Raw genomic sequence first — 23,043 nt, forward strand, 5'->3', positions numbered from 1 at the left:
AGAGCAGTTCACAAGTCGTTGAGGGGGAATTACCATGCAAATCATGGACAACAGCTTTTTTAGAAACAATACCGCCAAAGTAAATAACATCATTGCTACGATTCTATGGCTGACACTGGTCGCATTCTGCTTCTTCATCCGTAGTAAGCAGGTTGAACTTGCAGTCGTAGGCTCTCTGTTCGTTGAGCTTTCCATTGCAACATTTTTGATGTATCGTAAGAAAAAACCGGTCACGACCATGGTTGTGCTAATGATTGCGATTCTGACAGCAACCACTCAATATATCCAATCTCCCGGAGCGGGTATGCTTATCGTGGTTGTGCTCTGTGTCATCTCACTCTATCTGAACCGGGTACTGTTGTATGGATTCGGAGCCATGTATAACATTGCTTATATCGTGATCTATTACGCGGACCATCAGCAATATGATACGACCTTTTTCATGACCATTGGGTTCATTGAATTGACCATTGTGGCTCTGTATTTTGTATGTAAACGAGGAAGAGACTTGATTCAGGTCGCCCTCGACAAAGAAGCAGAAGCCAGAGATCTTGTGAATGCACTCGATAATATGGTGAAGGTAATTCGAGAGAACACATCTACGTTAAATACCGATATTGCCAGTTGTAATGATGATATCCGTAATCTGAAGCAGATGAGCGACACCGTAACATCGAACATTCAGGAAGTGACTGAAGGCATTCGCGATCAATCGGGCAGCATTACACATATCAGCGAAATGATGAACACGGCAGATGCGCAGATGGTGCAGATCAATCAGATGTCACATCGCCTTGCCCAAATCTCATCCGATAACGGACAAGTTGTTCGTCAAAGCTCGGATCGAATTGTGCAAATGGGCAATCAGATGAACATGATTAACGGAGCGGTAACCGATTCGATGACGACAGTCCAGGAATTGGACCAAAGCATGGATGATGTGAATACCTTCCTGTCGGCCATTAACCAGATCGCGGATCAGACCCATCTTCTGGCATTAAATGCCAACATCGAAGCATCAAGAGCAGGGGAAGCTGGAGCTGGCTTTGCCGTCGTAGCCCATGAAGTCAAGAAGTTAGCACAGGAAAGTTCCGATACGGTCAAACAAATTAATGAGATCATTCATAATATCAAAAGAAAGACACAGCTCGTGGTGGAGAAGGCCGCCATCGGCAATGCTGCCGTAAAAGAAGGAGAAGCGATCACTGGACAGGTACTTGAGAGTTTCGACCACATCAGGTCCACATTCGAGCATGTTGATCAATACATAGCTAAGGAATTAGACATGACGGATCAGATGAGCCTGATCTTTACTCAAGTACGAACGCAAGTGGATCATATTTCCGATATTTCGCAAGAACATGCCGTCGCAACGGAAGGTGTACTGGCAACGACACAAGAACAGGAAAATAACATCGATGTTATCTACGAATTCATTGGCAGAATTAATCATTCAAGTCTGCGGTTGCAGGAACTCATTGGTAATCATAATAAGGAGTGATAACTATGGATCAACAACAACAAATGGCAATGGTACAACGTATGCGTCAAAATGTCGTCGGTACAGACGCAGCTCTTCAACCCAGTTCCGCGTATGCTGTCACAGTGGAAGAAGTCATGATTCCTACGACAAAAGGTGATTCGCGTGTACTGGTGTATAAACCGGATAGGGATCATCCCGCTCCTCTGCCAGTCTTCTTCAATATGCATGGGGGTGGCTTCATCTTCGGACAAGCAGAGATGGATGATCCATGGTGTCGCCTGATCGCTGATCGTGCTAATTGTGTGGTTATCAATATCGATTACAGTCTTGCACCAGAGCACAAGTTCCCAACAGCGGTCCATGAATGTTACGACGTTGTGCAGTGGGTCCACACCAATCCCGAATCCTTATCAGTTAACCCGTCGCTTTTCGCCATTGGAGGGCATAGTGCTGGTGGTAATCTTGCTGCAGCAGTATGTTTATTGAATCAGCAACGTGGAAGCGAGCTGCCGATTGTTCTTCAGGTTATGGATTATGTCGTGTTGGATGTAGCTACAAATCCGGCCGAGAAACCGAGTTTTGAAGAAGCCATTCCAGCCGATATCGCCAGAACGTTCAACGCGATGTACCTTGTTACGCCAGAAGATGCACATGACCCGTTAGCTTCACCTGTGCTCGCAAAATCATTAGAGGGTCTTCCGGAAGCACTGATCATTACCGCGGAGAAAGATTCACTAGCTCAAGAAGCAAGAACATATGCAGCAAGGCTGGAAGCAAGCGGTGTGAAGGTGACTCTTAAGGAGTATGAGGGAGCGGCTCATGGATTTACGCATTTTGGTGATCTCCAGATGGCTGAGGATGCCTGGTATCGGATGAGTGACAAGATTAGAGAGGCATTTTCTAAATAACGTAACGTGCATCAGTGTGTCGTTAGAAGTAATCTTATTACCTTGAAGTCGCCTAATGGCGGCTTTTTTGGTTTATTTGTGCAGTTGTTTCAAGTGCTTGTTGAAACCAAGCTTCTGAGCTTGCGGATCTGTTAATAAACTAGATTAGGTGCGTTCATAAGATTATAACGATATCGTTAAGGGTAAGAGTTGTTAATTAGAGGAAATAATGACCAATACCAGGAGGTTAATTATGAACCAATATAACAGTCCATCCGATATCGCGATTCTTGGCATGGGAACGGCTCTACCTGCTCACGCCGTAGCGCAGTCAGATATTGCAGAGCTGATCGCTTCTTCTCTTCAGGATCGGCCAGATTTGGCCCGCTTTGCCAGGCGCATATTCAAGTCCTGTGGTGTTGAAACACGATATACCGTGGAACCGAGCTATCTGGGTTCACTGGAAGAATGCCGTTATCTGCCCTCTGGTGATGTATCAGACATCCCGACAACCGAAGAACGAATGCATACATACAAGCGAGAGGCGCTTCCGCTCGGGCTCGAGGCGGCAGAGAGAGCACTGAAGGATTCAGGCATGTCTCCTAAGAGCATCACGCATATCATCACGGTCAGCTGTACCGGTCAATATCTTCCGGGTCTGGATGTTATGCTCATCCGTCATTTGGGTTTGTCTGCCCGTGTCAATCGACTGCCGCTGATCTTTCAGGGGTGTGCGGCAGGGTTGAAAGCCATTCAGATGGCACGAGATGTCGTGCAGGGTGCTCCGGGATCACAGGTACTTATTGTCTGTGTAGAGTTGTGTACACTTCATTTTCAGCCGGTGCAAGATCGGGAAGCGCTGTTTGCAGCTTCATTCTTCGGAGACGCTGCTTCTTCTTGCGTGGTCGGTACACCCGAACCTCAGCACACGGATTATCTGAGTCTGGGAACGGGTTATTCTGTGCTTCTTCCGGATTCGACTGAAGATATGACCTGGGAGGTGGGGAATCTGGGGTATGACCTGTATCTATCCCCACGCATTCCGAAGCTGTTAGGTGTTCATCTGGAAGAGGAACTGCGTCTCTTATTGCAAAGTGAACAGCTTCCTGAACTATGGGCCATTCATCCGGGAGGACGCGGGATTGTGGACTCTGTGCAGAATGTCATGAAGCTGCGAGACGAGCAAACGAAATACAGCAGGAATGTCCTCAGAACGTTTGGTAACTTATCGTCCAATACCATTCTGTTTGTACTGAATGCGATGCGTGAGGACATGAAGGCACAGGAGCAATCCTCTACAGATGGTGTAGCCATGGCATTTGGACCGGGACTCACCGCAGAGCTGATGAAATTCACTTATGTACCCTCATTATCTTCCGTGATGGAGGAGCACGATCATGTCCTTCTTTAGAACACTGTCCATTCGGGCCAAGGAAGATGAACTGATGGATGACTTCTCTCTGGGCGGCGAGGAGCTGCGTGAAGCACTCCGGCATCTGAGACGGCTTAACAAAATATTTGCAGCACCTGGCCCAACCCTGGCTGGTGTGGAGAAGTTATGGAACTCTGTGGGAAGGCCGGATAAGCTGACTATTCTGGATGTGGGGGCAGGTTCAGGAGATGTGAACCAGAAGCTACTGCAATGGGCGGATCGTCAGGGCATTCAATTGGACATTACACTGGTCGATCTGACGGAAGAGGCGTGTGAGGAAGCGAGACAACTATTCCGTCACGAACCCCGAGTTCGGGTACAGCGTGCCGATCTTACACAACTGCCTGATGCTTCAGCAGATATCGTGACAGGCTCCCAGTTCGTACATCATTTTGACGGAGATCAGCTGGTCGATATGGTTTCTCATATGCTGCGAGCATCCAGGCACGGTGTCGTCATTAATGATATTCATCGTCACCCCGTATCCTATAAGGCGGTCTGGATTACAACACGTATGATCTCGCGCAATCGTTACATCCGTCATGATGGCCCACTTTCCGTTGCCAAAGGCTTTACAGGGAGGGATTGGCGGGAACTCAAACAACGGTTAAATCATGACACGATGACCTATGAATGGAAGCCTTTATTCAGGTACTCTGTTGTTATTCCCACGAAAGGAAGGTGATCTTACGTGTCGAAATCGATAGATGTCATCGTCATCGGAGCCGGAATTGCCGGCAGTACCTGTGCAATGCAACTAGCGGGGAAAGGTCATCGGACTCTTTTGCTGGATCGCCAGGAGTTCCCGCGTCACAAAACCTGTGGTGAGTTCATGTCACCAGAAACCAAGGAAATGCTAGAGGTTCTGGACATTCACCTTCTGGACCAAGCGAAGAAACCCAGCACCATGGATCATGCCAAAATCGTTATGCAGCAAGGCGGAGTGATTGAAGCACCGTTGCCAGGATTCGCTTATGGCATAAGCCGATATGAGCTGGACCAGATTTTGCACCAGAAGGCTCTGTCGGCCGGGGCCCAGATTGTGACCAAAGCGACCATAACGAGCATCGAGCAGCTTGAGGATGCCAGTTATGAGGTTCAGGTGAAGCAGGGGGACGAGCGGATCAGCTACAGAGCCAAAGCCGTCATCGGAGCACATGGCAGTAAAAAGCTTCGAGGGATGGCTTCCGCACCTGATCTGCGGGACCAAACCGTATATGTTGGCGTTAAATCCCACTTCAGCGGCATTGAGATTCCCGCTCGGGTCGAGTTATATTTTTGCGATGGTGGCTATGTGGGGATTTCCCCGATTGAGGATGGTATTGTGAATGTTGCCGCATTATTGACATTGGAAACCGTGCAGGGAAGTGGCAAGTCTGTTATCGATTTTTTGCAGGCTGCATCCCAGACGAATGTAAACTTGGCAGCCCGGTTGGCCGAAGGAAAGCCTGTAGACGGAACGCAGGTGTCGATTGCGCCGCTGCATCTATCCAATGTTCCTGAACCGTGGTCCAGATATCCGCATATTGGGGATGCCATGCTGGTGATACCACCCCTATGTGGAGACGGGATGTCCATTGCCCTTCGATCCTCACTCCTGTGTGCAAAGTGGACTGACAAGTACCTGCAAGGCGACATTGAACATGCCGATTGGCAGAGTAATTACACGTTGGAAGCAAGTCGTGAATTCACCCAATTGCTCAGACGCGCAAGAAGAATTCAAAAGCTGGCTTTTGCCAAGACCAATAAATTCTATCCTGGTCTGGCTCGCATGATCCCCGGTTTAGCCGCTTATGTTGTGAAGGCCACACGGTTATCCGAGATGAATGCAGCGCGCTAACAGGCTGAAATTTTGCTCAATACTTATGCGAAAGAGGTTGCTGACGGCGGCCTCTTTTTTGGCGTACAAACATTAATTTGGTGGAGAGAGTTTGGAAAATCGGTAAATGCTCGTATAATAGAATCTAATGTAATAATAGAGAGTTAATTCAGATGAAATGTCGGGAGGCACTACTTAACATGAACTATTCATTTTCCAATCGTATCGCAGCACTGCAACCATCCATTATTCGAGAAATCCTGAAGGCTTCTTCGGGGCAAAATGTGATTCCATTCTCTGCGGGAAACCCTGCTCCGGAAACCTTTCCTATTGAAGCGATTCGCACATTCACTCAATCCATTCTGGAGCATGACCCGGTCACAGCTCTGCAATATGGGATTACGGAAGGATATGTTCCCCTCAGGGAAGCATTGACTCAACATTTGAAGACAGGCTTTGATACCGGTAAGCCATCCGATCAATTGTTCATCGTATCTGGAGCGCAGCAGGGGATTGAACTGGCCTGTAAAGTGTTCTGTAATGAGGGGGATACAATCATCTGTGAGAGTCCGAGCTTTATTGGTTCCCTGAACTCCTTCCGGGCATCCGGTGCGAAGCTTGCCGGTGTTCCGATGGAGAATGATGGTATGGATATCGAGAAGCTGGAACAGGCGCTGCAAACGGAGCCCAATGTGAAACTGATCTACGTGATCCCGAGTTTTCAGAATCCGACTGGTGTAACGACGAGCCTAGAGAAACGTAAGGCCATATACGAGCTGGCTAAGAAGTATGGCGTGATGATTTTGGAAGATAACCCGTACGGAGAACTTCGATTCAATGGAGATGATGTACCAACGATCAAATCTATGGATGATGAAGGTCTGGTGATCTATGTTGGATCATTCTCCAAAATTCTGTCGGCGGGACTGCGCGTCGGTTTTGTACAAGCGCCACATGAAGTGGTGGAGAAGATGGTTGTCGCCAAACAGGGAGAAGACGTACATACGGCGATGCTTCCACAGATTCTGGCATACAAGTTCATGACAGAGTATGACTACGCGGGGCATATTAACAGCATTCGTGAGGTATATCGGAGAAAAGCAACATTGATGATGGACAAGCTGCAAGAGCATATGGGGGAGTCCATTACCTATACTCAACCGGATGGTGGACTTTTCCTCTGGTGTGATCTGCCAGCACATGTGCCAATGCTTGATTATGCCAAGACTGCAGCAGCCCAAGGGGTTGCGGTTGTGCCGGGAAATGCATTCCTGGTGAACGAGCAAGACCCTTGTAATGCCATTAGACTTAATTTCTCCACGCCGTCGGATGAACAGATTGTCAAGGGTGTTGAAATCTTGGGGCAGGTCTTGAAAGGTTATAACACTTAAAAATGTTTCAACGGGATATATCTACGAAAAGCCGCCAATTGGCGGCTTTTTTTGGCTTTTCTCGTCCTTAGTTATCAATTAACGCACTTAATTCAGCCTGAAATACCTTTTGATTTTTCTGATTAAATGTACTCAGCAGCACGGTAACAATCCCATTACCTTTACGTCTGGGAAGCAGGTCAATAACCTCTGCAATGACATGCAGTTCATCATCAGGAAGGACGGGCTTCATGAATTGAATGTTATTCATTCCGGTTCCTGCCACAACATGCTCTCCATAGATTCCGAGCTCAATCCATAACTTAAAGGAGATATTCATCGTTTGCATGCCAGAAGCAATCAAACTGCCGAAGCGGCCCTGTGTGGCCTTACCTTCATCCAAATGCATGTACTGTGGATCATAGATTTTGGCAAACGCAATAATATCGCTCTTGGATAATGCCAAGGATTTTGTTTCGTAGCGCTGACCTATTACATATTCACTGAATTTCATGAGGGTACCTCGGTTTCTTTAATGTGTTTTTTCGCAGTCGACGCCTTGGAAAGAGACATGACCGGACTGACGTGTTAAAATGCTAGTGAACAATCTGGTGTGTATTGCAGTCATATTGAAATAAATAGATGAAACTGTCTTTGAGGAGTATATATCATGATAACGATTAAAGATGTCGCCAAGATGGCTGGTGTAGCCAGTTCAACCGTATCTTGCGTACTCAACGATAAAGGTAATGTAAGTGAGTCAACGAGGCAGAGAGTGCTCGCAGCAGCAAGCCAACTGAATTACGTGAAGAACGGCCCTGCATCTGAAATGAAGCGTCAGAGTACACAAACAATTGGTGTGATTGTCCATGACATGTCCAGTCCGTATTTCTCAGATTTGGTGAATGGAATACAGTCCATCGCGATGAGCCATGGATACGATATGATCGTGTGCAGCTCACTGGGTGGAGAGAAGTCGACAGCCCATCGTTACATTCGTGAAAGAAGAATCGACGGAGCTATTGTCATTGCTCAAAATATTGAAGATCAGCTGCTCATGGAGGCATCTGAAGCAGGATTTCCGATTGTTGTCATGGATCGGGATCTGGATGCTCCACATATTGTAAAGGTTTTGATGAGTGATACGCAAGGTGGGTACCTGGCTACCCGTTATCTGATCGATAAAGGACATCGGACGATTGCTTATATTAGTGGCCCAGCCCATTCGGAATGTAACCTGCAGCGTTATCAAGGTTATCTCAATGCCATGGCAGAAGCAGGCATCGAAGAGAACCCGGCATGGAAAATCGGTGGACAATACTTGAAGCAAGATGGCTACCATGCAGCCAAGAAACTGCTCGAAGGAGAATTGCCCTCCGCAGTATTTTTTGCAAATGATGAAATGGCCTTTGGCGGTTTGGAAGCCTTCAGAGAACATAGGATTGCAGTACCTGAACAGTTATCCGTAATTGGTTTTGACAATATCCCGGCATCTCAGTACGTACACCCACCTCTGACCACATTTCGGCAACCAAAGACGGATGCAGGTCAGCTTGCAGGTCATGTTCTCTTTCAACTGTTAAATGGAGAGTCTGTTGAGACGTTATATACACTGGACATTCAATGCGTGGAACGTGATTCGGTACAATTTAAATACGAGTAGTAACTACTCATCATCATTATGTTCCAGATACTTTTATCAAAAGACAGACTCCTCAACACAAGTTGAGGAGTTTTTGCTGCATCCATCAAGGCAGATGGATATTTTGCGTATATATCCCAACTTATAAGTAAAGGATACCTTTAACTGAGAATATCTGGACGGAGCATGCATGGAAAGGGGAGGCGTCATGGACACATCAGCGATAACACAACAAGACCTGCCGTTAACCGGATACCTAGCCGTTGATCAAGAAATGTTGCGCTCCGTTTTTGAAGGGTGCTCGGACGTTGTATTTCATACCTTCCAAACGGCGTGTCTTACTTCAGCCCTATGTGTATATTGTGTTGGTTTATGTGATACAGAGCGGCTTGAACGTCAGGTATTAACGCCTCTTCAGGAAATGGGGATCGAAGCTACCCAAGTTCCACTGGCATCCGTTAAACAAGTTGAAACAACCACCCAGGCGGTACAGGCCATATTAGAGGGGGAGGCACTATTACTACTGGAGGGTTCAAAAGTTGGAACGGTATACCCGCTATACCAAGCAGCAAATCGTTCAACAGAGGAACCGTTAGCCGAATCGACTGTGCGCGGTGCGCGGGATGGATTTACAGAATCGTTGACCATGAATATGTCACTACTGCGCAAACGTATCAAAACACCTGCGTTAAAAATTCATACGCGTAACATGGGAGATCGCACGAACACCAGTATTTCACTTGTATATATGGAAGGCATAATTGATCCTAAACTGGTGGAGGAAGTGGAGATACGACTGAAGGATCTAAAACTTCGAGACGTACTGGAGAGCCAGTACATTGAGGAAGGCATTGTGGATCAGCGTTATTCGCCATTTCCACAGATGATTGCGACGGAACGTCCGGATGTCGTTGCTTCCAACTTGCTGGAAGGTCGTTTTGCTATTCTCGTTGACGGAACACCGTTCACGCTTATCGCGCCAGTGACCATTTTTTCTATGTTACAATCCCCGGAAGATTATTATCAAAATGTGTTTATGAGTGTCTTTGTACGCTGGCTGCGATACGTTTTCTTTGTTCTATCCATGCTGCTTCCATCTGCTTATGTAGCGATTACCACGTTTCATCAGGAGATGATTCCCACCGTGTTGCTTCTCAGTATTGCCCGGGCGAGAGAAGAGATCCCTTTTCCTGCACTGGTGGAAGCACTCATTATGGAAATCGCCTTTGAAGCACTGCGTGAGGCTGGCGTCCGTTTGCCCAAGCAGGTCGGATCAGCGGTTAGTATCGTGGGAGCATTAATTATTGGGCAAGCAGCGACAAGTGCAGGCATTGTATCAGCCCCCATGATTATCATAGTAGCGATCACCGGGATCGCTTCGTTCATGATCCCTCGCTATGCTGCCAGCATCGCGACCCGACTACTGCGTTTTCCCATGATGTTTCTGGCGGGAACGCTGGGACTCACGGGTGTCATGTTGGGAGTTATCTTGGTTGTCATTCATCTGAGCAGTCTTCGTTCATTCGGAACACCTTATCTGTCACCGGTAGCGCCAACAATGGCTAAGGAACTCAAGGATGTATGGTGGCGTCCATCTCCAAGGAACAAACCGCACTAGACCCATCTACACTCAAGCAACCAATGCAACCAAGGGAGCGGGATCACACATGTTGACGGACAAAGGAAAAATATCGGAAACTCAATTGGCATTCATGGTCTTTCCCGCCATTCTCGCGACGGCCATCTTATCTGTGCCTGGAATTACAATGCACTATGCAGGACATGACATGTGGATGACTCCAATTATAGGTTCTCTCGTTGGACTGGCTGCCATTGGTATCTCCATTGGACTTGATCGTATGTACCCTGGAAAAACGCTTATTCAATCCAGTGTATCGATCATTGGTCGGATTCCAGGCAAGTTATTCGGCCTGATATATATCGCTTTCTTGCCCCACCTGACGGGCTTGATTATTCGGGAATACGGTGAATTCATTGTCAATAATGCACTTCCAAGTACACCTTTATTTGTTGTGATGGGTACGATGGTTGTTGTATGTGCGATTAATGTCAGACTCGGGATCGAAGTTGTCGGACGAACCTCTCAGGTGTTTGTTACCCTGCTGATCGTGCTGCTGGCGTTGATCTTTATATTGTTGATTGGTGAACTGAATCCTGCCGAGCTGTTCCCTTTCATGGAGAAAGGACCCATTCCCATTATTACAGGGGCCGCTGCACCTGCTGCATGGTTTAGTGAATATATCGTGCTGGCTTTTCTGCTACCTTATGTGAATCAAAAGAAACGAACAACCCGGGTCATGCTGGGTTCCCTTGTAATAACGACAACTGCAATGACGGTTACCAATCTGTTTTGCCTGTTTTTAATTGGTGATTTGACGGATACATTCGTATTTCCGGTCATGATCGCAGCAAGATACATAACCATTGCGGACTTTCTGCAACATATCGAGTCCCTTATTATTGCAGTCTGGATTTTCGGTATTTTCGTTAAAATTTCCGTTTTTCTGTATATCTTTGCAACATCAACTGCGGAATGGTTTGGGTTGAAGGATTATAAACCCGTTGTTGTTCCGCTTTCGTTCCTGTGTATGGTATTTGCTTACTGGGTTGTGTCCGGCGGATCTGGTATTTCCAGTCTGGTTAGCGCTTCAGCCAACTTGTATACGATCAGCATTTTATTAATCCTTCCGGCTATGATCTACGGTGTCGCATGGCTGAAGAAGGGTTGGGCACATGTTCGAAAGAATCGAGCGAGTACTGATTGATGGGAGGAGGGACACTTGCGAATATGCAGAGTACTACTACTGCCGATATTGTCTTGTGTGCTGTTAAGTGGCTGCTGGGATCGTATCGAAATTAACGATTTGGCCATCGTGCTGGCTACAGGCATCGATTACGAAGAGGGCAAAGTACAATTAACTTCACAGATATTTGTTCCGCGCAAAGCAGGTGGAGGAGATAGCAGTGGGAGCGGAGGCAGTCCAAGCGGTGTCACAATGATTCGAACAGCGGAGGGGCGCACGATTGCCGAGGCGTTGAATCGGCTGCAACGGAAAGTTCCCCGGAATATGTTCTGGGGGCACTGTGAAGTCATTATCATTAGTGAGCAAGCAGGCAAACGCGGTATTCGCGAGTACATCGATTTCTTCCTGCGTTATCCTCAGTTTAGGGAACATGCATATGTCTTTTCCAGCGAAAAGGCAGCGAAAGATATCCTAGCGTTACTTGATCCCCTGGAGCGAAGTTCAGCTGAATCGCTGCGTGAGATGGCCAATCTGAAGCTTGGTACACGAATTACCGCGCTCGAGCTGGCTAAATCGATTGAAGGTCCGAGCAGCTCCGTCATTTTGTCTCGCATGTTAATCTTACCGCCAGAACCCGATCAGGATAAACTGACTACGACGCCATATGTGAAAGGTCTGAGCTTGTATAATAAGGATCGCTATGTCAAAACAGTTAAAGAACCATTAAGTGTAGGTGTATTACTACTCGCAAAAGAGCTGAACAACATTATCATGCCTGTTGAGTTTGAGCCGTTAGAGGGTACTTTCTCAATCCGACTCATTGATATTAAAACCACCTTGAAGCCGCGAATTGTAAACCAGCATTGGAGCATGAAGGTGGATATCCAAACCAGCGGAGAAGTGGTCTTAAATACGACGGATGCCAATCTGACGGATCCCGCTGTGTTAACTAAACTGGAAAAGGAATGGTCTGCCAAGCTCACATCTCTGGCTTATGATGCTTTAGACCTGTCCCAGAAGGAACTGCGCTCCGATTTCTTCAAATTTGCAGTTGAATTCCGCAGATATTATCCGAAGCAATGGAAGAAGCAGGAGAAGAATTGGGAAACCCTCTATCCTGAATTGGACGTGGAAGTTAAAGTGGATGCACACGTCGTTCGTACCGGTAAATCAACAGGGCCACAGGGAATACCGAATGAGGACGAAACTTGAACGGGATTCACTCCTGTTACAATCCTGAGAAAGAGTGGTGATCGCATGAAACTGGGCTCTATCCTTGGAATCCTGCTGCTCGCGACCGCGATAGTATATGGAGAGTGGAGAAGTTGTAAAGAGAAGCGAGCCAGAATAGTGACAGCAGGGATTACTGCTGTGGCGGCTGTGATTGGTATCATTCTCCTCTTTCAACCTCGCTTGCCTGGTCCCACACAGATTGTGAAGCTTGTATTTGGAAGCGTGGATAAATTTATGAAATAAAATGATAGAAAGAAGGAAGGAAGGACCAAGTCTCTGATAAGCAGAGATTTGGTCCTTCCTTTACTTTAAGTGAGCTGCATCCATTTATGGATGTCTATTCTTTGATGACAGATGCATTCACGGCATCTTCCATCTTCGTATTGTAGGAACGGAACAGACCCAGGCGCCAGAAGGCGGCTCCTTTGAGGTCATAACGTTTGGCAAGACCCAGCTTATCATCCACAGAGGACGGCGTTTCACTGCTCAGACTGATACCGAGTAGTAGCTTATTTTTCGGGACACCAGTTTGAAGAGCTAGCTGAATGGCTTGGTCCACAAGGCTATTGGGTTCGGGTACCTGGGATTTGGTGCCAACTGGATTATACTGATAAGCCATAATGATAAGATCATCTGCGATGGAGGCAAGTGTCTTGTAATCATATCCTTTATAAGCACTGTTTAGCGGCGGTACCGCCAAAGATAAGGCTGTGTCCTGGGGCAAGGAACTCTTTAATTGCTTCACGTAAGCATTGAGTAGCTTCTGTTGTTCTACCGCATCCAGTTTAAAACCGAGTCCTTCAAAATCCAGAACAACTCCGCCAAAACCATGCTCTGCTACAGCAGCAGTTATACCTTCAATTGATTTCTGTCGCAGGCTGCTGTCGCTCAGAACTTTGGTCAGTTCTCCGTTTCCATCCAAGGCATACACCATGAGCTGTGGTTGGATCTGTTGATCCGCTGCGTCAGCAATGATGGACTGCGGCGTAATATCACCCGCAGCAGCAGGGAGACGATACTCATCACCCTGGAGCGTAAACTGACCTTCACGATCAATGCGGCTCCAGCCAAATGCTACAGAGTTCATGGAAGCAATAAGATCCTTTTCTTGAAAGGATTGCAATGCATAGAAGGCTCTCAAATGCATTTCGCGCCGTGGTGAGACGAGGGAGACGGTTTTGGTTGCTTGATTCCAGCTTACCTGTACATCGAATTGGTTACTGAATGAACTGAGTGGAATGAGTACGCGTCCTTCCCGCTGAACAGGTGCTGCGGGGAGTGTAACTTTTTTACCATTTACGGTGGCTGTGGTACTGCCAACTTGTAATAGCACCTCAGTAGTTTGTCCGTTCACCGTATTCGTCGCTTTTACAGTCTGTGATGTGCTGTTCCAGGTAATATCAATACCAAGGGCTTCCCCGACCGTCCGAAACGGAACGTAAGTGACCCCTTTATCAATTCGGGGAGCTGCATCAAATTTCAGGGGAACATCATCCAGTTGAACTGAAATGGCAGGCGCAGCGTAGACTCCACCCATATTGGGAGTGCTACCAAGGACGGAGAGAGCAATTACAGTAACCGCAGCGATTTTTCCTACACGTTTAATGAACATCGTAAATTTCCTCCAACTTCCTACATAAGTAGTAGTATCATGTTTTGAACAGAATCTAGTAATCTAGCATATGTAGCATAACAAAATTTTCATATCGTTCCAATATAAGAGTTGGATTTTTAGTCATATGGAGGGCAGGAATCGTAATATACTCCAATAAACATTGCGGAAGGAGTGTGTTTGTTGCCAAACTCTACGGGCTTTATTTACAATCCAACTTCGGGTGAGACCCAATCCACTCAGCTCATAGTGACGTGCATTAATGATTCCCTCAATGCACCTGTCAATGTTGAGCTGGAAGTGTTCAGATGGGACACCACTCAAGCTGCACGCATACCTATTGGTCATGATCTTTTTGAATTACTTCCCCAAGCGACGAGAAGCTTAATCTATCCGCTGATCAATGCGGCGTTTTACGAGGTACAAAGTGATTATTTCAGTGCTACAAGTACGGTCATCCATGTATTCGGTGTTAACTCTACAGGCCAGATCATTCAGCGTGTGCTTCAATCGGAGATGACATTAATTGACCGTTTCACAAATATCCCTTAAACGAAAAGAGGTGAGCAGATGGTAGTTGTGAACATTACTGGAGCGTTGGCAGGCAGTCAATTTGAACCCTCGATTGCAGTTAATACGTTGAACCCGAATATCATGTGTGTGGTCGCTGTGGATACCAGTACAGGACCAACATTGACTGGATTCTATCGGTCCATTAATGGAGGCAGTACCTGGTCCACTACTGTACTTCCTCAACCGGCAGGTTATGCAGGAGCAGAGGCGCCTACGATAGACTATACGTTTCCGAACACCTTTATCATTACCGTGCATTTGTTTAACGGGATCAATGATGGTACGATTGCGAGTTATACTTCTTTTGATGATGGACTCACTTGGCAGCCACCCGTTATCGTGCAAGCGGGGTTTGGTACCATTGTTCATAATGATGAGCCTTACATAGCTGTTGACCGTTCTCCCGGTAGCCCTTATCGAGGCAATGCATATGTCGGATATACGCCGCTTGCTACCACTTCTTCCGCTATATTTACGCAAAGATCGCTCTCACAGGGAATATCCTGGGACCCGCCTGATCGTCAATCGAACCCTCGTGGAATACATGATCGGGCAGCGTTAGCTGTTGGGTTCTCAGGTCAGGTCTATGCAGGTTATATCATTACGGGGCCTGTCAGTCCTTCTGCGCTATTGCGCATTTCGTACGATGGGGGAATTACCTATCAACCTCCTCTTGAGAGACAGGCAACGTTTATCTCATCCGTCGTACCCGCGCCTTCGCCCTTGCCTGTACCGAATTACGCTTTTCGAGTACAGACCAACTTAAGTTTGGGGGCGGATATATCGAGTGGGCCTAACAGTGGGGCTGTATATGGCGTTTGGAATGATGCACGTGCCGGATATACCGATGTTTTATTCTGCGAATCTCCGGATGGCCTTCTATGGTCAGATCCAGTCAGTATTACAGGCGCACCTCCAGGTACGCAGAATTTTTTCCCATCGATCACTGTATCACCTTTTGCGGGCACGATCCGGGTTATTTATTACACGAATCGAATTGACGGTTTTTTGCTGGACGTCTTTGTTGCGGAATCTTTTGATGGGGGTGCCAGTTTCTCGAACCGTCGGATTACAACTACATCCTTTAATCCAAATGGCAACTCTCCGATGCCCACAGTACTGATTGGAGACTATATTACTGCGGCTACAGTTAGTCCGGATAATCTCGCAGCAGTTTGGATGGCTACAACGCCGCCCACGGGTAAGCTGGATGTTTATTTTGGAAACTAATTCAATGTAAATGGAACACCCCCATACCTTAATCTTTAATAACAAACAGATTAAGAGTATGGGGGTGGAGGTATTCATGTTAATCCGAAACGACAAATCCGTCGAAACTCTCGGGGCCTACCCGAACCGTTCCGAGCAGGTTGGTACTGATAAATGCGGAGTAGGTTAATTGTGGCACAATCGGAATGTTAAAGTCACTGGCAGAGAAGACAATCACTTCAGGGTTAAGCAGACCGTTCAGACCATACGTGTAGTTTCCCGAGTAAACGATCGGATCGGTTGCCACTGTGCCTCTTACAATAATAATCCTCACTTGAAATAGAGCAAGCGGTAATTGTACCGTTATGGTTCCTTTTAGGGAGACTCTCAGATTGGTTCCTGCTCCAGCCGTTTGCAGACCAATCTGTGCGAATAACTGAGGTGTGTTAATCACAGGAATCGGTATGGAGATGGAATTAAACAACGCAGCATTTTGCGATGATCTTGCATCCAGAAATTGAGTCAACGTATATACCTCCTATCTGTTCAGATAGAATAATATATTCCTCATTCAGAGATTTGCATGGACGTTGGTGCAGCGCTGGAAATATTAAAGACAAACCGACTGCCCAAGTGACTTGTCTCTTTAAGCCATACAATGCCACCCATTAATTCAGCGAGTTGTTTACAGATGGACAGGCCTAGCCCCGCTCCACCATACTTTCCTGAGTTACCATGAATTTGCGAATAGGATTTGAACAACAGATCCTGGCGATCTTGCGGTATGCCGATGCCTGTATCTCTTATCTCATAGGAGACATGTAGCGTACCTTCTGGATCAGCAGATACCTGAGTGGAGATACATACTTCACCATTCTCCGTGAATTTAAGCGCATTCCCAACGAGATTGATTAGAATCTGACGGACTTTATGCTGATCGCCAATAAGCATCAGATGATCATTTATATTGTATTCTGCGTATAATCGAATTCCTTTTTTCTGTGCTTCAGAGGAAAACAACTGTAGTACGTGGTCAACTGTGTCAATGACACTATAAGGATTGACCTCCAAAGAGATCGCACCTGCTTCCATTTTGGAATAATCGAGAATTTGATCCATCATAGACAGAAGGCTGGTACCACTTTCTTCAATGACATTAACATACAACGATTGATCCTCATTCAGTGTTGTAGATTGCAACAGGTTTGCCATGGCAAGAACACCATTCATTGGGGTTCGGATTTCGTGGCTGAGGATGGCAAGCAGATTTTTCTTCTCTTCTAGCATTTTGGAAGTGGTTTCTTCCGCACGTTTTAACTGCTGCAGGGTCGTTTCCATCTCTAGCAGACTCGTGAAAAAGGAAGACAAGGAGAGCAGCAAATCTATGTCCTTCTGTTGGTAGGAATAGAAATCCTGATCAAATGAGCAGAGGGAGCCATAAATTTCTCCATTCTCATCATGTATGGGTACACCGACAAATGAACATCCACCTACGAATTCGGTTGCGTCCATATGTCTGGTTAATGGATGAGTCAGATTATTATCGATTACCAACGGGCCTTGGGAATGTTCAGTCACAAGCGCACAGTATGACTCGGCGTTGTCAACGACTAGCCCTTCACCTAATATTAGTTTTTCACGATTATATACATTGAGAACTTTGGTCGATAGATGATCCAACTGGGCGATACAAAACGTATTTGCAGGAATTAACCTGCTCGCTGTATCCATAACGTTAGCAGCCGAATCGTATAATTTATGTGAGACAATGGATAGTACATTAATGAATTCTGTTTTCAACATATTGATTTGACGCCTCCTGATGGTAAAGATTCGTTATGTACTTGTATGTACCAGTATATATGAATTCATAGAATAGGGCATGCATGGTTTTGACAGTGAAAGACGGAAATGAGAAAATATAATGCTGTGGAACATGTATATATTAATAAAATGTTGGAGGCAAATCAATGAATCAGCGTTTTCGAATTACCCGATCCATGCAAGAAAGCAATGCGGAACAATCCATCTCCCTGGAAGAGTGCAAACTCTACTTCGCATCCAAACCCGATTTTACCTATTCAACGGTTCTTAACATTGTCGGAGCGGAGAGCACCATGTCCATCGATGGGGACTTTTTTATGTGGGACCTTGAAGGAGCACAGATCGCTTTTCGTTTGTACATGGGAGATCTGTATGTAGCTATTTCTAACGAAGCTATTGTACCCAAAATGATTGAAATTGCAACAGATCTGCATGCAGATATCGTTGAAGGATAAAAGATTTAGTGAACGAGCGTTGAATAAAATGTAATCATGTTAGTCGTAGTATAGTTTGGATAATCCTGTAAAGATGAGACCAAAGGTTTATTTATATTCCATATGTTAGCTTGTAATATATGGAATATAAATAATTTTACAGGAGAGTGAATCAAGTGAAAAAGACTAAATTAGCACTGATTTTATTCATGAGTATGATCCTTACCTTATCAGTACCCGGGATAGGCTCAAGTTCAAAGGTTTATGCAGCTACAGCCCGTACACCCATTGTATTGGTACATGGATTAACTGGTTCAGATAGCAATTTTACAGCGATTGAGAGTTATTTGCGTAGCCAAGGGTGGACGAGAGACGAACTATTTGCGATTGATCTTCCTAGTAAACAAGGAAACCAACTGTTGAATTCCGCAGCAATCAGTCGATTCGTAGATGATGTCCTACGCGAAACGGGCCACACCAAAGTCAATATTGTAGCGCATAGCATGGGCGGAGCCAATAGTCTCTATTACATACTTAACCGTGGAGGCGCTTCCAAAGTGGATAAGTTGATCACCCTCGGCGGGGCTAATCGATTGACTACAACAACAGCTCCGAGTGGAATAAAGGTGACTTCGATCTATTCCACCAGTGATACGATTGTATCCCCGACACTTTCCCGGTTGAGCGGGGCGAATAACATTTCCGTTTCCCTCGTATCTCATATCGGTCTGCTGTTTAATTCTCGGGTGAACGCCCTGATCAAAACTGCGTTGAACGAGTAGCCGCCACACGAAATGCACATCCTTAATAGATACAAAGTGATAAATTTGAACACAACTGACCACTTATGGCAGTCGTGTTTTCGTATTGCGGAGTAAAACAAAGAAGAGGTCCCTGCTGGAGAGCAAGGGCCTCTTCTGTTTATTTTAACGTGGTGTAGATGCGCTGGCTGCTTCATGTTCAACTACACGTTGCAGTAATTCCTTCAATGCCCTCATGGGACGGCCTTGGCGTTGACCTTCAATTATCGAATTCCGCAAAGATTCCACATCCTGGGTGCGTACCTTGCCACCATGATGGAAACGATTGAAGGCTTGATAATCGAGTGGTAGCATATCCCGTTCCATTTTAAGTTGTATTTTTGCTGTCATACGTGCGCCCATCACGACACCCATCATCTTGCCGATGAGACCATGACTAGGCAAGCCTGCTATCTCACCTTGGGCACGGCAAGCGAGCTGCCAAAGTTCCGTATTGGCAATAACAGACGAGAAGGGAGGCCAGCCCAAAATATCACAAGCGGCATATACAGGAAAACCGATACTGGAGTAAATATTAAACATGGATGGGCTTACTTGACCACAGCGCGAGACTTTAGATTGATTGTAAAGTGCGATAAATTGTTTAGCTACTGCTTTATTATTGGTTTCTACTTGGAAACCGACGTTGTTCGTCGGGTGTTTGTAACAGACAATGGCTTGAGCGATCTGTTTGGGATCGGTTGGCTCATGGACAGGTAAATCAGCCGAGGATTGATGACTCAGCGTACCCAGTATTCCTCTTAGTAACTGATCCTCTCGAATCTGCATCACCTCCAGATAATGTTCACGGATTCCACTCCCAAACCCGCACATAATGACAGTACTTGTGGAGTTCCGTACAATATTACCTATCCTAGACAGCAGTTCGATGCCTTCTGGTGTGCGACTGGCATTACCATCCAAGGTGACAATAATATATTGATATTGCTGACGCTTGATAGCTGCTACATCTTCAATGACATGATAGCCGCTAAAATCTTTGAGGGAAGCATCGTCATAACAATAGAGCTTCTGCGGAGCATGGAATGCTTCTGTTCGTCCTTTTCGCACTAGAAAAGTCAGATCAGCACCGGCTAAGTGAAGGTGGTAACCCACTGAAAATCCAACGGCTCCTGCACCTACAATTAGAACTTTGGGTTGTTTTGAGTTGGTTGTCATATTGATTGCTCCTCTTATATGGTTGAAATAAAATTATGCGTTTGGATCATTGTTATTAAATGAACATGTGTTGATTTGATATCGCAATGTCAGTATAATCTACTCATCTCTGCAATCACAATCATCAATAGATGTGTTAGTGTTATGAATTCAACAGTTGGGCTTACGTTTGTTGAGAAGATGATCATAAGAGGGGTTAGCTCATGGTTGGAATCAAAAATAATAGAAGAACTAAATATACGATGGAGCTTATTAAAGAGGTTTTTCTAAAGCTGTTAGAGACCAAAAAATTATCTCAAATAACGGTAACTGAAATATGTAAGCAGGCAGATATCAATAGAGGCACGTTTTATCTGCACTACAAAGATCCTTATGAATTGTTTGAAGCCTTGCAGAAGGAGTTTACGCAAGAAATCATGGAAACGTTAGGACAGGGAGCAAGTCTCTGTACAACGGAGCAATCGATGATTAATCTGCTGAACATTATTCAAGATAAGAAAACCATTTATCAAATCCTGATCTCGGAGAGTGGAGAAAACAACTTTTTAACACAAATTCTGTTGGAAGACTTTCTGCTAAGAAATGGAGAAGAGGCGGGCAGCCAGAAGACATTTACAATGGACTATACGCTCACTTACATGGTTCATGGTTCCTTAGGCATCATTAATCAATGGCTGGAATCCAATAGCGAGGACAGCCCGCAAACGATTGCTCGTCTTATTTCTTCTTTGGGTCATCAGAATATGGCTAAAGGAGATCGTAGGCATGAAGACGCAACCGAATGATCGAATTAAAGTTCATCCAGGCTTTTGGGCTGGATTACATCAATTAGGGATTGGTGCTGACGACGTAGCTCGCACTGCACAACTGCCTCTTGAGGTAATCACTCAACCTGTAGTGACCCAATCTCAGTACTTTGCAATCTGGCAGGCCTACTCTGATCTCATTGGGGACACTGCCGAAGGCATCATCAAACTTGCAACCGGATATGAAATATCGAAGTATCCTCCGCCTGTTCTGGCGATGTACCATGCTCGTGATTATCGTGATGCGTTGAATCGAATGGTCCGTTACAAGCAAATGTGTCCTCCCGAGAGCTTGCAGATGAACGAAACAGGAGAGGAGTGTATCATTGAGCTCGAATGGTTACATAAGGAGCAACCAGGTCCGTCATTACTGGTGGGTATTACGCTGGCATTCTTGATCGAACTTGGACGGAGGGGCACAGGACAGCCGTTGACTGCAAAAAGGGTTGAATTCTCGCAGCCAATGGGTGACGCAGACACTCTTGAAGCTTACTTCGGTTGTCGTATCGAGACGAATTCCAATTATAATCGGCTGACGCTAGAGCGGAATGATCTGAATCTTGCATTTCTCTCGTATAACGAGGAGTTACTGGAGATTCTAACCCCGGCTCTGGATCGGTCGCTGGATGAACAGGAGAGCAGTCGTTCCATTACTGAAGTGGTCAAATGGATCATGAAACGCAGCCTCACAGGGAAGCGCCCTGACATCCAGACGGTCGCCAAAGAGCTTCGTATGAGTGATCGTACTTTGCAGCGGCGACTGACGGAGGAGAGTACAAACTTCAAGCAATTATTAACTGAAGCCAGACGTGAGCAGGCCCGAGAGTACCTCGCAGATCCTTCGCTCGATATCAAAGAAGTGGCATTCCTGGTTGGATATGAAGACCAGAATTCGTTCTATCGTGCGTTCCGAAATTGGGAAGGGGATACCCCTTCAAATTGGCGTGTCAGGCAATAATTCTGGCGCAATGTGCTAGTTACTAGGCCCTTCAGACTGCGTAATATTATACCTATCCGGTGCATGAAGCTATTGGCAATGTCCAGAAGCAGCTGCCGGATAGTTGTAATCATGAAGGAGAAATGCAGGATGGATATGGGACTAAAAGAGAAAACAGCATTAGTTACAGGATCTACAAAAGGAATCGGTAAAGCAATTGCTTTTGAACTCGCCCGAGAAGGTGTTCATGTTCTGATTAATGGACGCGATGATGAAGAGGTGGAACGAACCGTTCGTGAAATCAAGTCCAATTTTCCGGAGACCTCTCCGCAAAAGGCAACGGCTGATCTTGTGGATCTGGCGCAACGCCAAGCTCTATTCGAAAAATTCCCTGAGGTTGATATTTTAATTAATAGTATGGGCATATATGAGATCATGAGTTATGAAGACGTGAACGATGAAGTGTGGGAAAAATATTTCCGTACGAATGTATTGGCTGCCAATGGCTTGTCCCAATTTTATTTACCTAAAATGGTGAAGAACAATGACGGACGTATTATTTTCATCGCAAGTGAAGAAGCGCTTATGCCTTCAGGCCAGATGCCCCAATATTGCATGACCAAGTCGATGTTGCTGTCATTATCCAAAAGTTTGTCCAAACTGACAGCAGGGACCGAAGTTACAATCAATACGATCCTTCCAGGGCCGACACTGTCTGAGAATGTGCGTGAGATCATTGAGGGCATATACCCTGATGAGGCGCTGACTTTCGAGGAAAAAGAGAAAGATTTTATGAAGAGCAATCTGCCTCAGTCCGAATTACAGCGATTCATCAAGCCAAGTGAAATAGGCAGACTCGCGACTTTTGTATGCAGCCCGTATGCTCCTGCCTTTAGAGGATCTCCCATCCGGATGGACGGGGGCATGGTTCCCACCATATTTTAGAATTGTTCTGGATACAGCATATGTATCCACAAGATGTCGCCAGCATTGGCGACTTTTTTATTTGTAAATGATCTATGCGAGGAGCATCAATCG

General features: G+C 45.9%; 23 protein-coding genes. 18 read left to right on the forward strand and 5 right to left on the reverse strand.

Annotated elements, in window-relative coordinates; translation table 11 throughout:
- Positions 1-34: 34 nt before the first annotated feature.
- From MHI06_RS14045 to MHI06_RS14070, 6 genes are all read left to right on the forward strand, one after another.
- The gene (locus MHI06_RS14045; RefSeq protein ID WP_340401889.1) at positions 35-1,501 is read left to right on the forward strand and encodes a methyl-accepting chemotaxis protein; all 1,467 of its coding nucleotides are present in this window, start codon (positions 35-37) and stop codon (positions 1,499-1,501) included.
- A 5-nt stretch (positions 1,502-1,506) separates the two neighbouring features.
- Positions 1,507-2,391 (forward strand): alpha/beta hydrolase, encoded by an 885-nt coding sequence (locus MHI06_RS14050; protein ID WP_340401890.1) that lies wholly within the window; start codon positions 1,507-1,509, stop codon positions 2,389-2,391.
- Positions 2,392-2,623: 232 nt separating this feature from the next.
- Positions 2,624-3,781 (forward strand): type III polyketide synthase, encoded by a 1,158-nt coding sequence (locus MHI06_RS14055; RefSeq protein WP_340401891.1) that lies wholly within the window; start codon positions 2,624-2,626, stop codon positions 3,779-3,781.
- Positions 3,768-4,487, forward strand: a complete 720-nt coding sequence (locus MHI06_RS14060; RefSeq protein WP_340401892.1) for a methyltransferase domain-containing protein — start codon at positions 3,768-3,770, stop codon at positions 4,485-4,487. Before MHI06_RS14055 ends, MHI06_RS14060 begins: the two co-directional genes overlap by 14 nt.
- Positions 4,488-4,493: 6 nt before the next feature.
- The gene (locus MHI06_RS14065) at positions 4,494-5,642 is read left to right on the forward strand and encodes an NAD(P)/FAD-dependent oxidoreductase (RefSeq protein WP_340401893.1); all 1,149 of its coding nucleotides are present in this window, start codon (positions 4,494-4,496) and stop codon (positions 5,640-5,642) included.
- A 179-nt stretch (positions 5,643-5,821) separates the two neighbouring features.
- A complete protein-coding gene (locus tag MHI06_RS14070) occupies positions 5,822-7,012 on the forward strand; it encodes a PLP-dependent aminotransferase family protein (RefSeq protein ID WP_340401894.1) in 1,191 nt (396 codons plus the stop codon).
- 67 nt (positions 7,013-7,079) lie between these two features.
- On the opposite strand, the gene MHI06_RS14075 is transcribed toward MHI06_RS14070, so the two are convergent.
- Positions 7,080-7,505: a MaoC family dehydratase gene (locus MHI06_RS14075; RefSeq protein WP_340401895.1), complete on the reverse strand. Its 426-nt coding sequence runs from the start codon at positions 7,503-7,505 to the stop codon at positions 7,080-7,082.
- Between the two features lie 156 nt (positions 7,506-7,661).
- Here MHI06_RS14075 and MHI06_RS14080 point away from each other — a divergent pair, with 156 nt between their 5' ends.
- The 5 genes from MHI06_RS14080 to MHI06_RS14100 all read left to right on the forward strand — a co-directional run bounded on the left by MHI06_RS14080 (position 7,662) and on the right by MHI06_RS14100 (position 12,874).
- Positions 7,662-8,654: a LacI family DNA-binding transcriptional regulator gene (locus tag MHI06_RS14080; RefSeq protein WP_340401896.1), complete on the forward strand. Its 993-nt coding sequence runs from the start codon at positions 7,662-7,664 to the stop codon at positions 8,652-8,654.
- A 187-nt stretch (positions 8,655-8,841) separates the two neighbouring features.
- Positions 8,842-10,251: a spore germination protein gene (locus MHI06_RS14085; protein ID WP_340401897.1), complete on the forward strand. Its 1,410-nt coding sequence runs from the start codon at positions 8,842-8,844 to the stop codon at positions 10,249-10,251.
- A gap of 49 nt (positions 10,252-10,300) precedes the next feature.
- Entirely contained in the window at positions 10,301-11,419 is a 1,119-nt protein-coding gene (locus MHI06_RS14090) for an endospore germination permease (RefSeq protein ID WP_169479530.1), read from the forward strand.
- Positions 11,420-11,434: 15 nt separating this feature from the next.
- Entirely contained in the window at positions 11,435-12,610 is a 1,176-nt protein-coding gene (locus MHI06_RS14095; protein ID WP_340401898.1) for a Ger(x)C family spore germination protein, read from the forward strand.
- Between the two features lie 45 nt (positions 12,611-12,655).
- Complete coding sequence (locus MHI06_RS14100; protein ID WP_169479528.1) at positions 12,656-12,874, forward strand: hypothetical protein; 219 nt, start codon at positions 12,656-12,658, stop codon at positions 12,872-12,874.
- A 94-nt stretch (positions 12,875-12,968) separates the two neighbouring features.
- On the opposite strand, the gene MHI06_RS14105 is transcribed toward MHI06_RS14100, so the two are convergent.
- Positions 12,969-14,243, reverse strand: a complete 1,275-nt coding sequence (locus MHI06_RS14105) for a stalk domain-containing protein (RefSeq protein WP_169479527.1) — start codon at positions 14,241-14,243, stop codon at positions 12,969-12,971.
- A gap of 183 nt (positions 14,244-14,426) precedes the next feature.
- On the opposite strand from MHI06_RS14105, the gene MHI06_RS14110 reads away from it, so the two are divergent.
- Both MHI06_RS14110 and MHI06_RS14115 read left to right on the forward strand, forming a co-directional pair.
- Complete coding sequence (locus MHI06_RS14110; protein WP_169479526.1) at positions 14,427-14,795, forward strand: hypothetical protein; 369 nt, start codon at positions 14,427-14,429, stop codon at positions 14,793-14,795.
- Positions 14,796-14,813: 18 nt separating this feature from the next.
- Positions 14,814-16,046, forward strand: a complete 1,233-nt coding sequence (locus tag MHI06_RS14115; RefSeq protein WP_169479525.1) for an exo-alpha-sialidase — start codon at positions 14,814-14,816, stop codon at positions 16,044-16,046.
- 79 nt (positions 16,047-16,125) lie between these two features.
- Here MHI06_RS14115 and MHI06_RS14120 read toward each other — a convergent pair whose 3' ends face one another.
- Positions 16,126-16,551, reverse strand: coding sequence for a hypothetical protein (locus MHI06_RS14120; RefSeq protein WP_127548373.1), 426 nt, complete (start codon positions 16,549-16,551; stop codon positions 16,126-16,128).
- Positions 16,552-16,592: 41 nt separating this feature from the next.
- Entirely contained in the window at positions 16,593-17,828 is a 1,236-nt protein-coding gene (locus tag MHI06_RS14125) for an ATP-binding protein (RefSeq protein WP_340401900.1), read from the reverse strand.
- Between the two features lie 167 nt (positions 17,829-17,995).
- Here MHI06_RS14125 and MHI06_RS14130 point away from each other — a divergent pair, with 167 nt between their 5' ends.
- Entirely contained in the window at positions 17,996-18,304 is a 309-nt protein-coding gene (locus tag MHI06_RS14130; protein WP_076331064.1) for a hypothetical protein, read from the forward strand.
- Positions 18,305-18,459: 155 nt separating this feature from the next.
- On the forward strand, positions 18,460-19,065 hold the full coding sequence (locus MHI06_RS14135) for an alpha/beta fold hydrolase (RefSeq protein WP_340401901.1): 606 nt from the start codon (positions 18,460-18,462) through the stop codon (positions 19,063-19,065).
- Positions 19,066-19,209: 144 nt separating this feature from the next.
- On the opposite strand, the gene MHI06_RS14140 is transcribed toward MHI06_RS14135, so the two are convergent.
- Positions 19,210-20,262, reverse strand: a complete 1,053-nt coding sequence (locus MHI06_RS14140) for a 2-dehydropantoate 2-reductase N-terminal domain-containing protein (RefSeq protein WP_340401902.1) — start codon at positions 20,260-20,262, stop codon at positions 19,210-19,212.
- Positions 20,263-20,465: 203 nt separating this feature from the next.
- Here MHI06_RS14140 and MHI06_RS14145 point away from each other — a divergent pair, with 203 nt between their 5' ends.
- The 3 genes from MHI06_RS14145 to MHI06_RS14155 all read left to right on the forward strand — a co-directional run bounded on the left by MHI06_RS14145 (position 20,466) and on the right by MHI06_RS14155 (position 22,950).
- A complete protein-coding gene (locus MHI06_RS14145) occupies positions 20,466-21,047 on the forward strand; it encodes a TetR/AcrR family transcriptional regulator (RefSeq protein ID WP_340401903.1) in 582 nt (193 codons plus the stop codon).
- Entirely contained in the window at positions 21,028-22,026 is a 999-nt protein-coding gene (locus MHI06_RS14150) for a helix-turn-helix domain-containing protein (RefSeq protein WP_340401904.1), read from the forward strand. Before MHI06_RS14145 ends, MHI06_RS14150 begins: the two co-directional genes overlap by 20 nt.
- 129 nt (positions 22,027-22,155) lie before the next feature.
- Positions 22,156-22,950 carry an SDR family NAD(P)-dependent oxidoreductase gene (locus MHI06_RS14155; protein ID WP_340401905.1) on the forward strand — a complete coding sequence of 265 codons (795 nt, stop codon included), beginning with the start codon at positions 22,156-22,158 and terminating at the stop codon, positions 22,948-22,950.
- The last annotated feature ends 93 nt before the right edge of the window (positions 22,951-23,043 follow it).

Source organism: Paenibacillus sp. FSL H8-0079, from assembly GCF_037991315.1.
GTDB lineage: Bacteria > Bacillota > Bacilli > Paenibacillales > Paenibacillaceae > Paenibacillus.

Coding starts and splice junctions, on each gene's coding strand:
- MHI06_RS14115 (WP_169479525.1), top strand. CDS start 14,814: ATGGTAGTTGTGAACATTACTGGAGCGTTGGCAGGCAGTCAATTTGAA.
- MHI06_RS14130 (WP_076331064.1), top strand. CDS start 17,996: ATGAATCAGCGTTTTCGAATTACCCGATCCATGCAAGAAAGCAATGCG.
- MHI06_RS14105 (WP_169479527.1), bottom strand. CDS start 14,243: ATGTTCATTAAACGTGTAGGAAAAATCGCTGCGGTTACTGTAATTGCT.
- MHI06_RS14100 (WP_169479528.1), top strand. CDS start 12,656: ATGAAACTGGGCTCTATCCTTGGAATCCTGCTGCTCGCGACCGCGATA.
- MHI06_RS14055 (WP_340401891.1), top strand. CDS start 2,624: ATGAACCAATATAACAGTCCATCCGATATCGCGATTCTTGGCATGGGA.
- MHI06_RS14080 (WP_340401896.1), top strand. CDS start 7,662: ATGATAACGATTAAAGATGTCGCCAAGATGGCTGGTGTAGCCAGTTCA.
- MHI06_RS14140 (WP_340401902.1), bottom strand. CDS start 20,262: ATGACAACCAACTCAAAACAACCCAAAGTTCTAATTGTAGGTGCAGGA.
- MHI06_RS14050 (WP_340401890.1), top strand. CDS start 1,507: ATGGATCAACAACAACAAATGGCAATGGTACAACGTATGCGTCAAAAT.
- MHI06_RS14085 (WP_340401897.1), top strand. CDS start 8,842: ATGGACACATCAGCGATAACACAACAAGACCTGCCGTTAACCGGATAC.
- MHI06_RS14090 (WP_169479530.1), top strand. CDS start 10,301: ATGTTGACGGACAAAGGAAAAATATCGGAAACTCAATTGGCATTCATG.
- MHI06_RS14075 (WP_340401895.1), bottom strand. CDS start 7,505: ATGAAATTCAGTGAATATGTAATAGGTCAGCGCTACGAAACAAAATCC.
- MHI06_RS14070 (WP_340401894.1), top strand. CDS start 5,822: ATGAACTATTCATTTTCCAATCGTATCGCAGCACTGCAACCATCCATT.
- MHI06_RS14145 (WP_340401903.1), top strand. CDS start 20,466: ATGGTTGGAATCAAAAATAATAGAAGAACTAAATATACGATGGAGCTT.
- MHI06_RS14045 (WP_340401889.1), top strand. CDS start 35: ATGCAAATCATGGACAACAGCTTTTTTAGAAACAATACCGCCAAAGTA.
- MHI06_RS14125 (WP_340401900.1), bottom strand. CDS start 17,828: ATGTTGAAAACAGAATTCATTAATGTACTATCCATTGTCTCACATAAA.
- MHI06_RS14150 (WP_340401904.1), top strand. CDS start 21,028: ATGAAGACGCAACCGAATGATCGAATTAAAGTTCATCCAGGCTTTTGG.
- MHI06_RS14155 (WP_340401905.1), top strand. CDS start 22,156: ATGGATATGGGACTAAAAGAGAAAACAGCATTAGTTACAGGATCTACA.
- MHI06_RS14060 (WP_340401892.1), top strand. CDS start 3,768: ATGTCCTTCTTTAGAACACTGTCCATTCGGGCCAAGGAAGATGAACTG.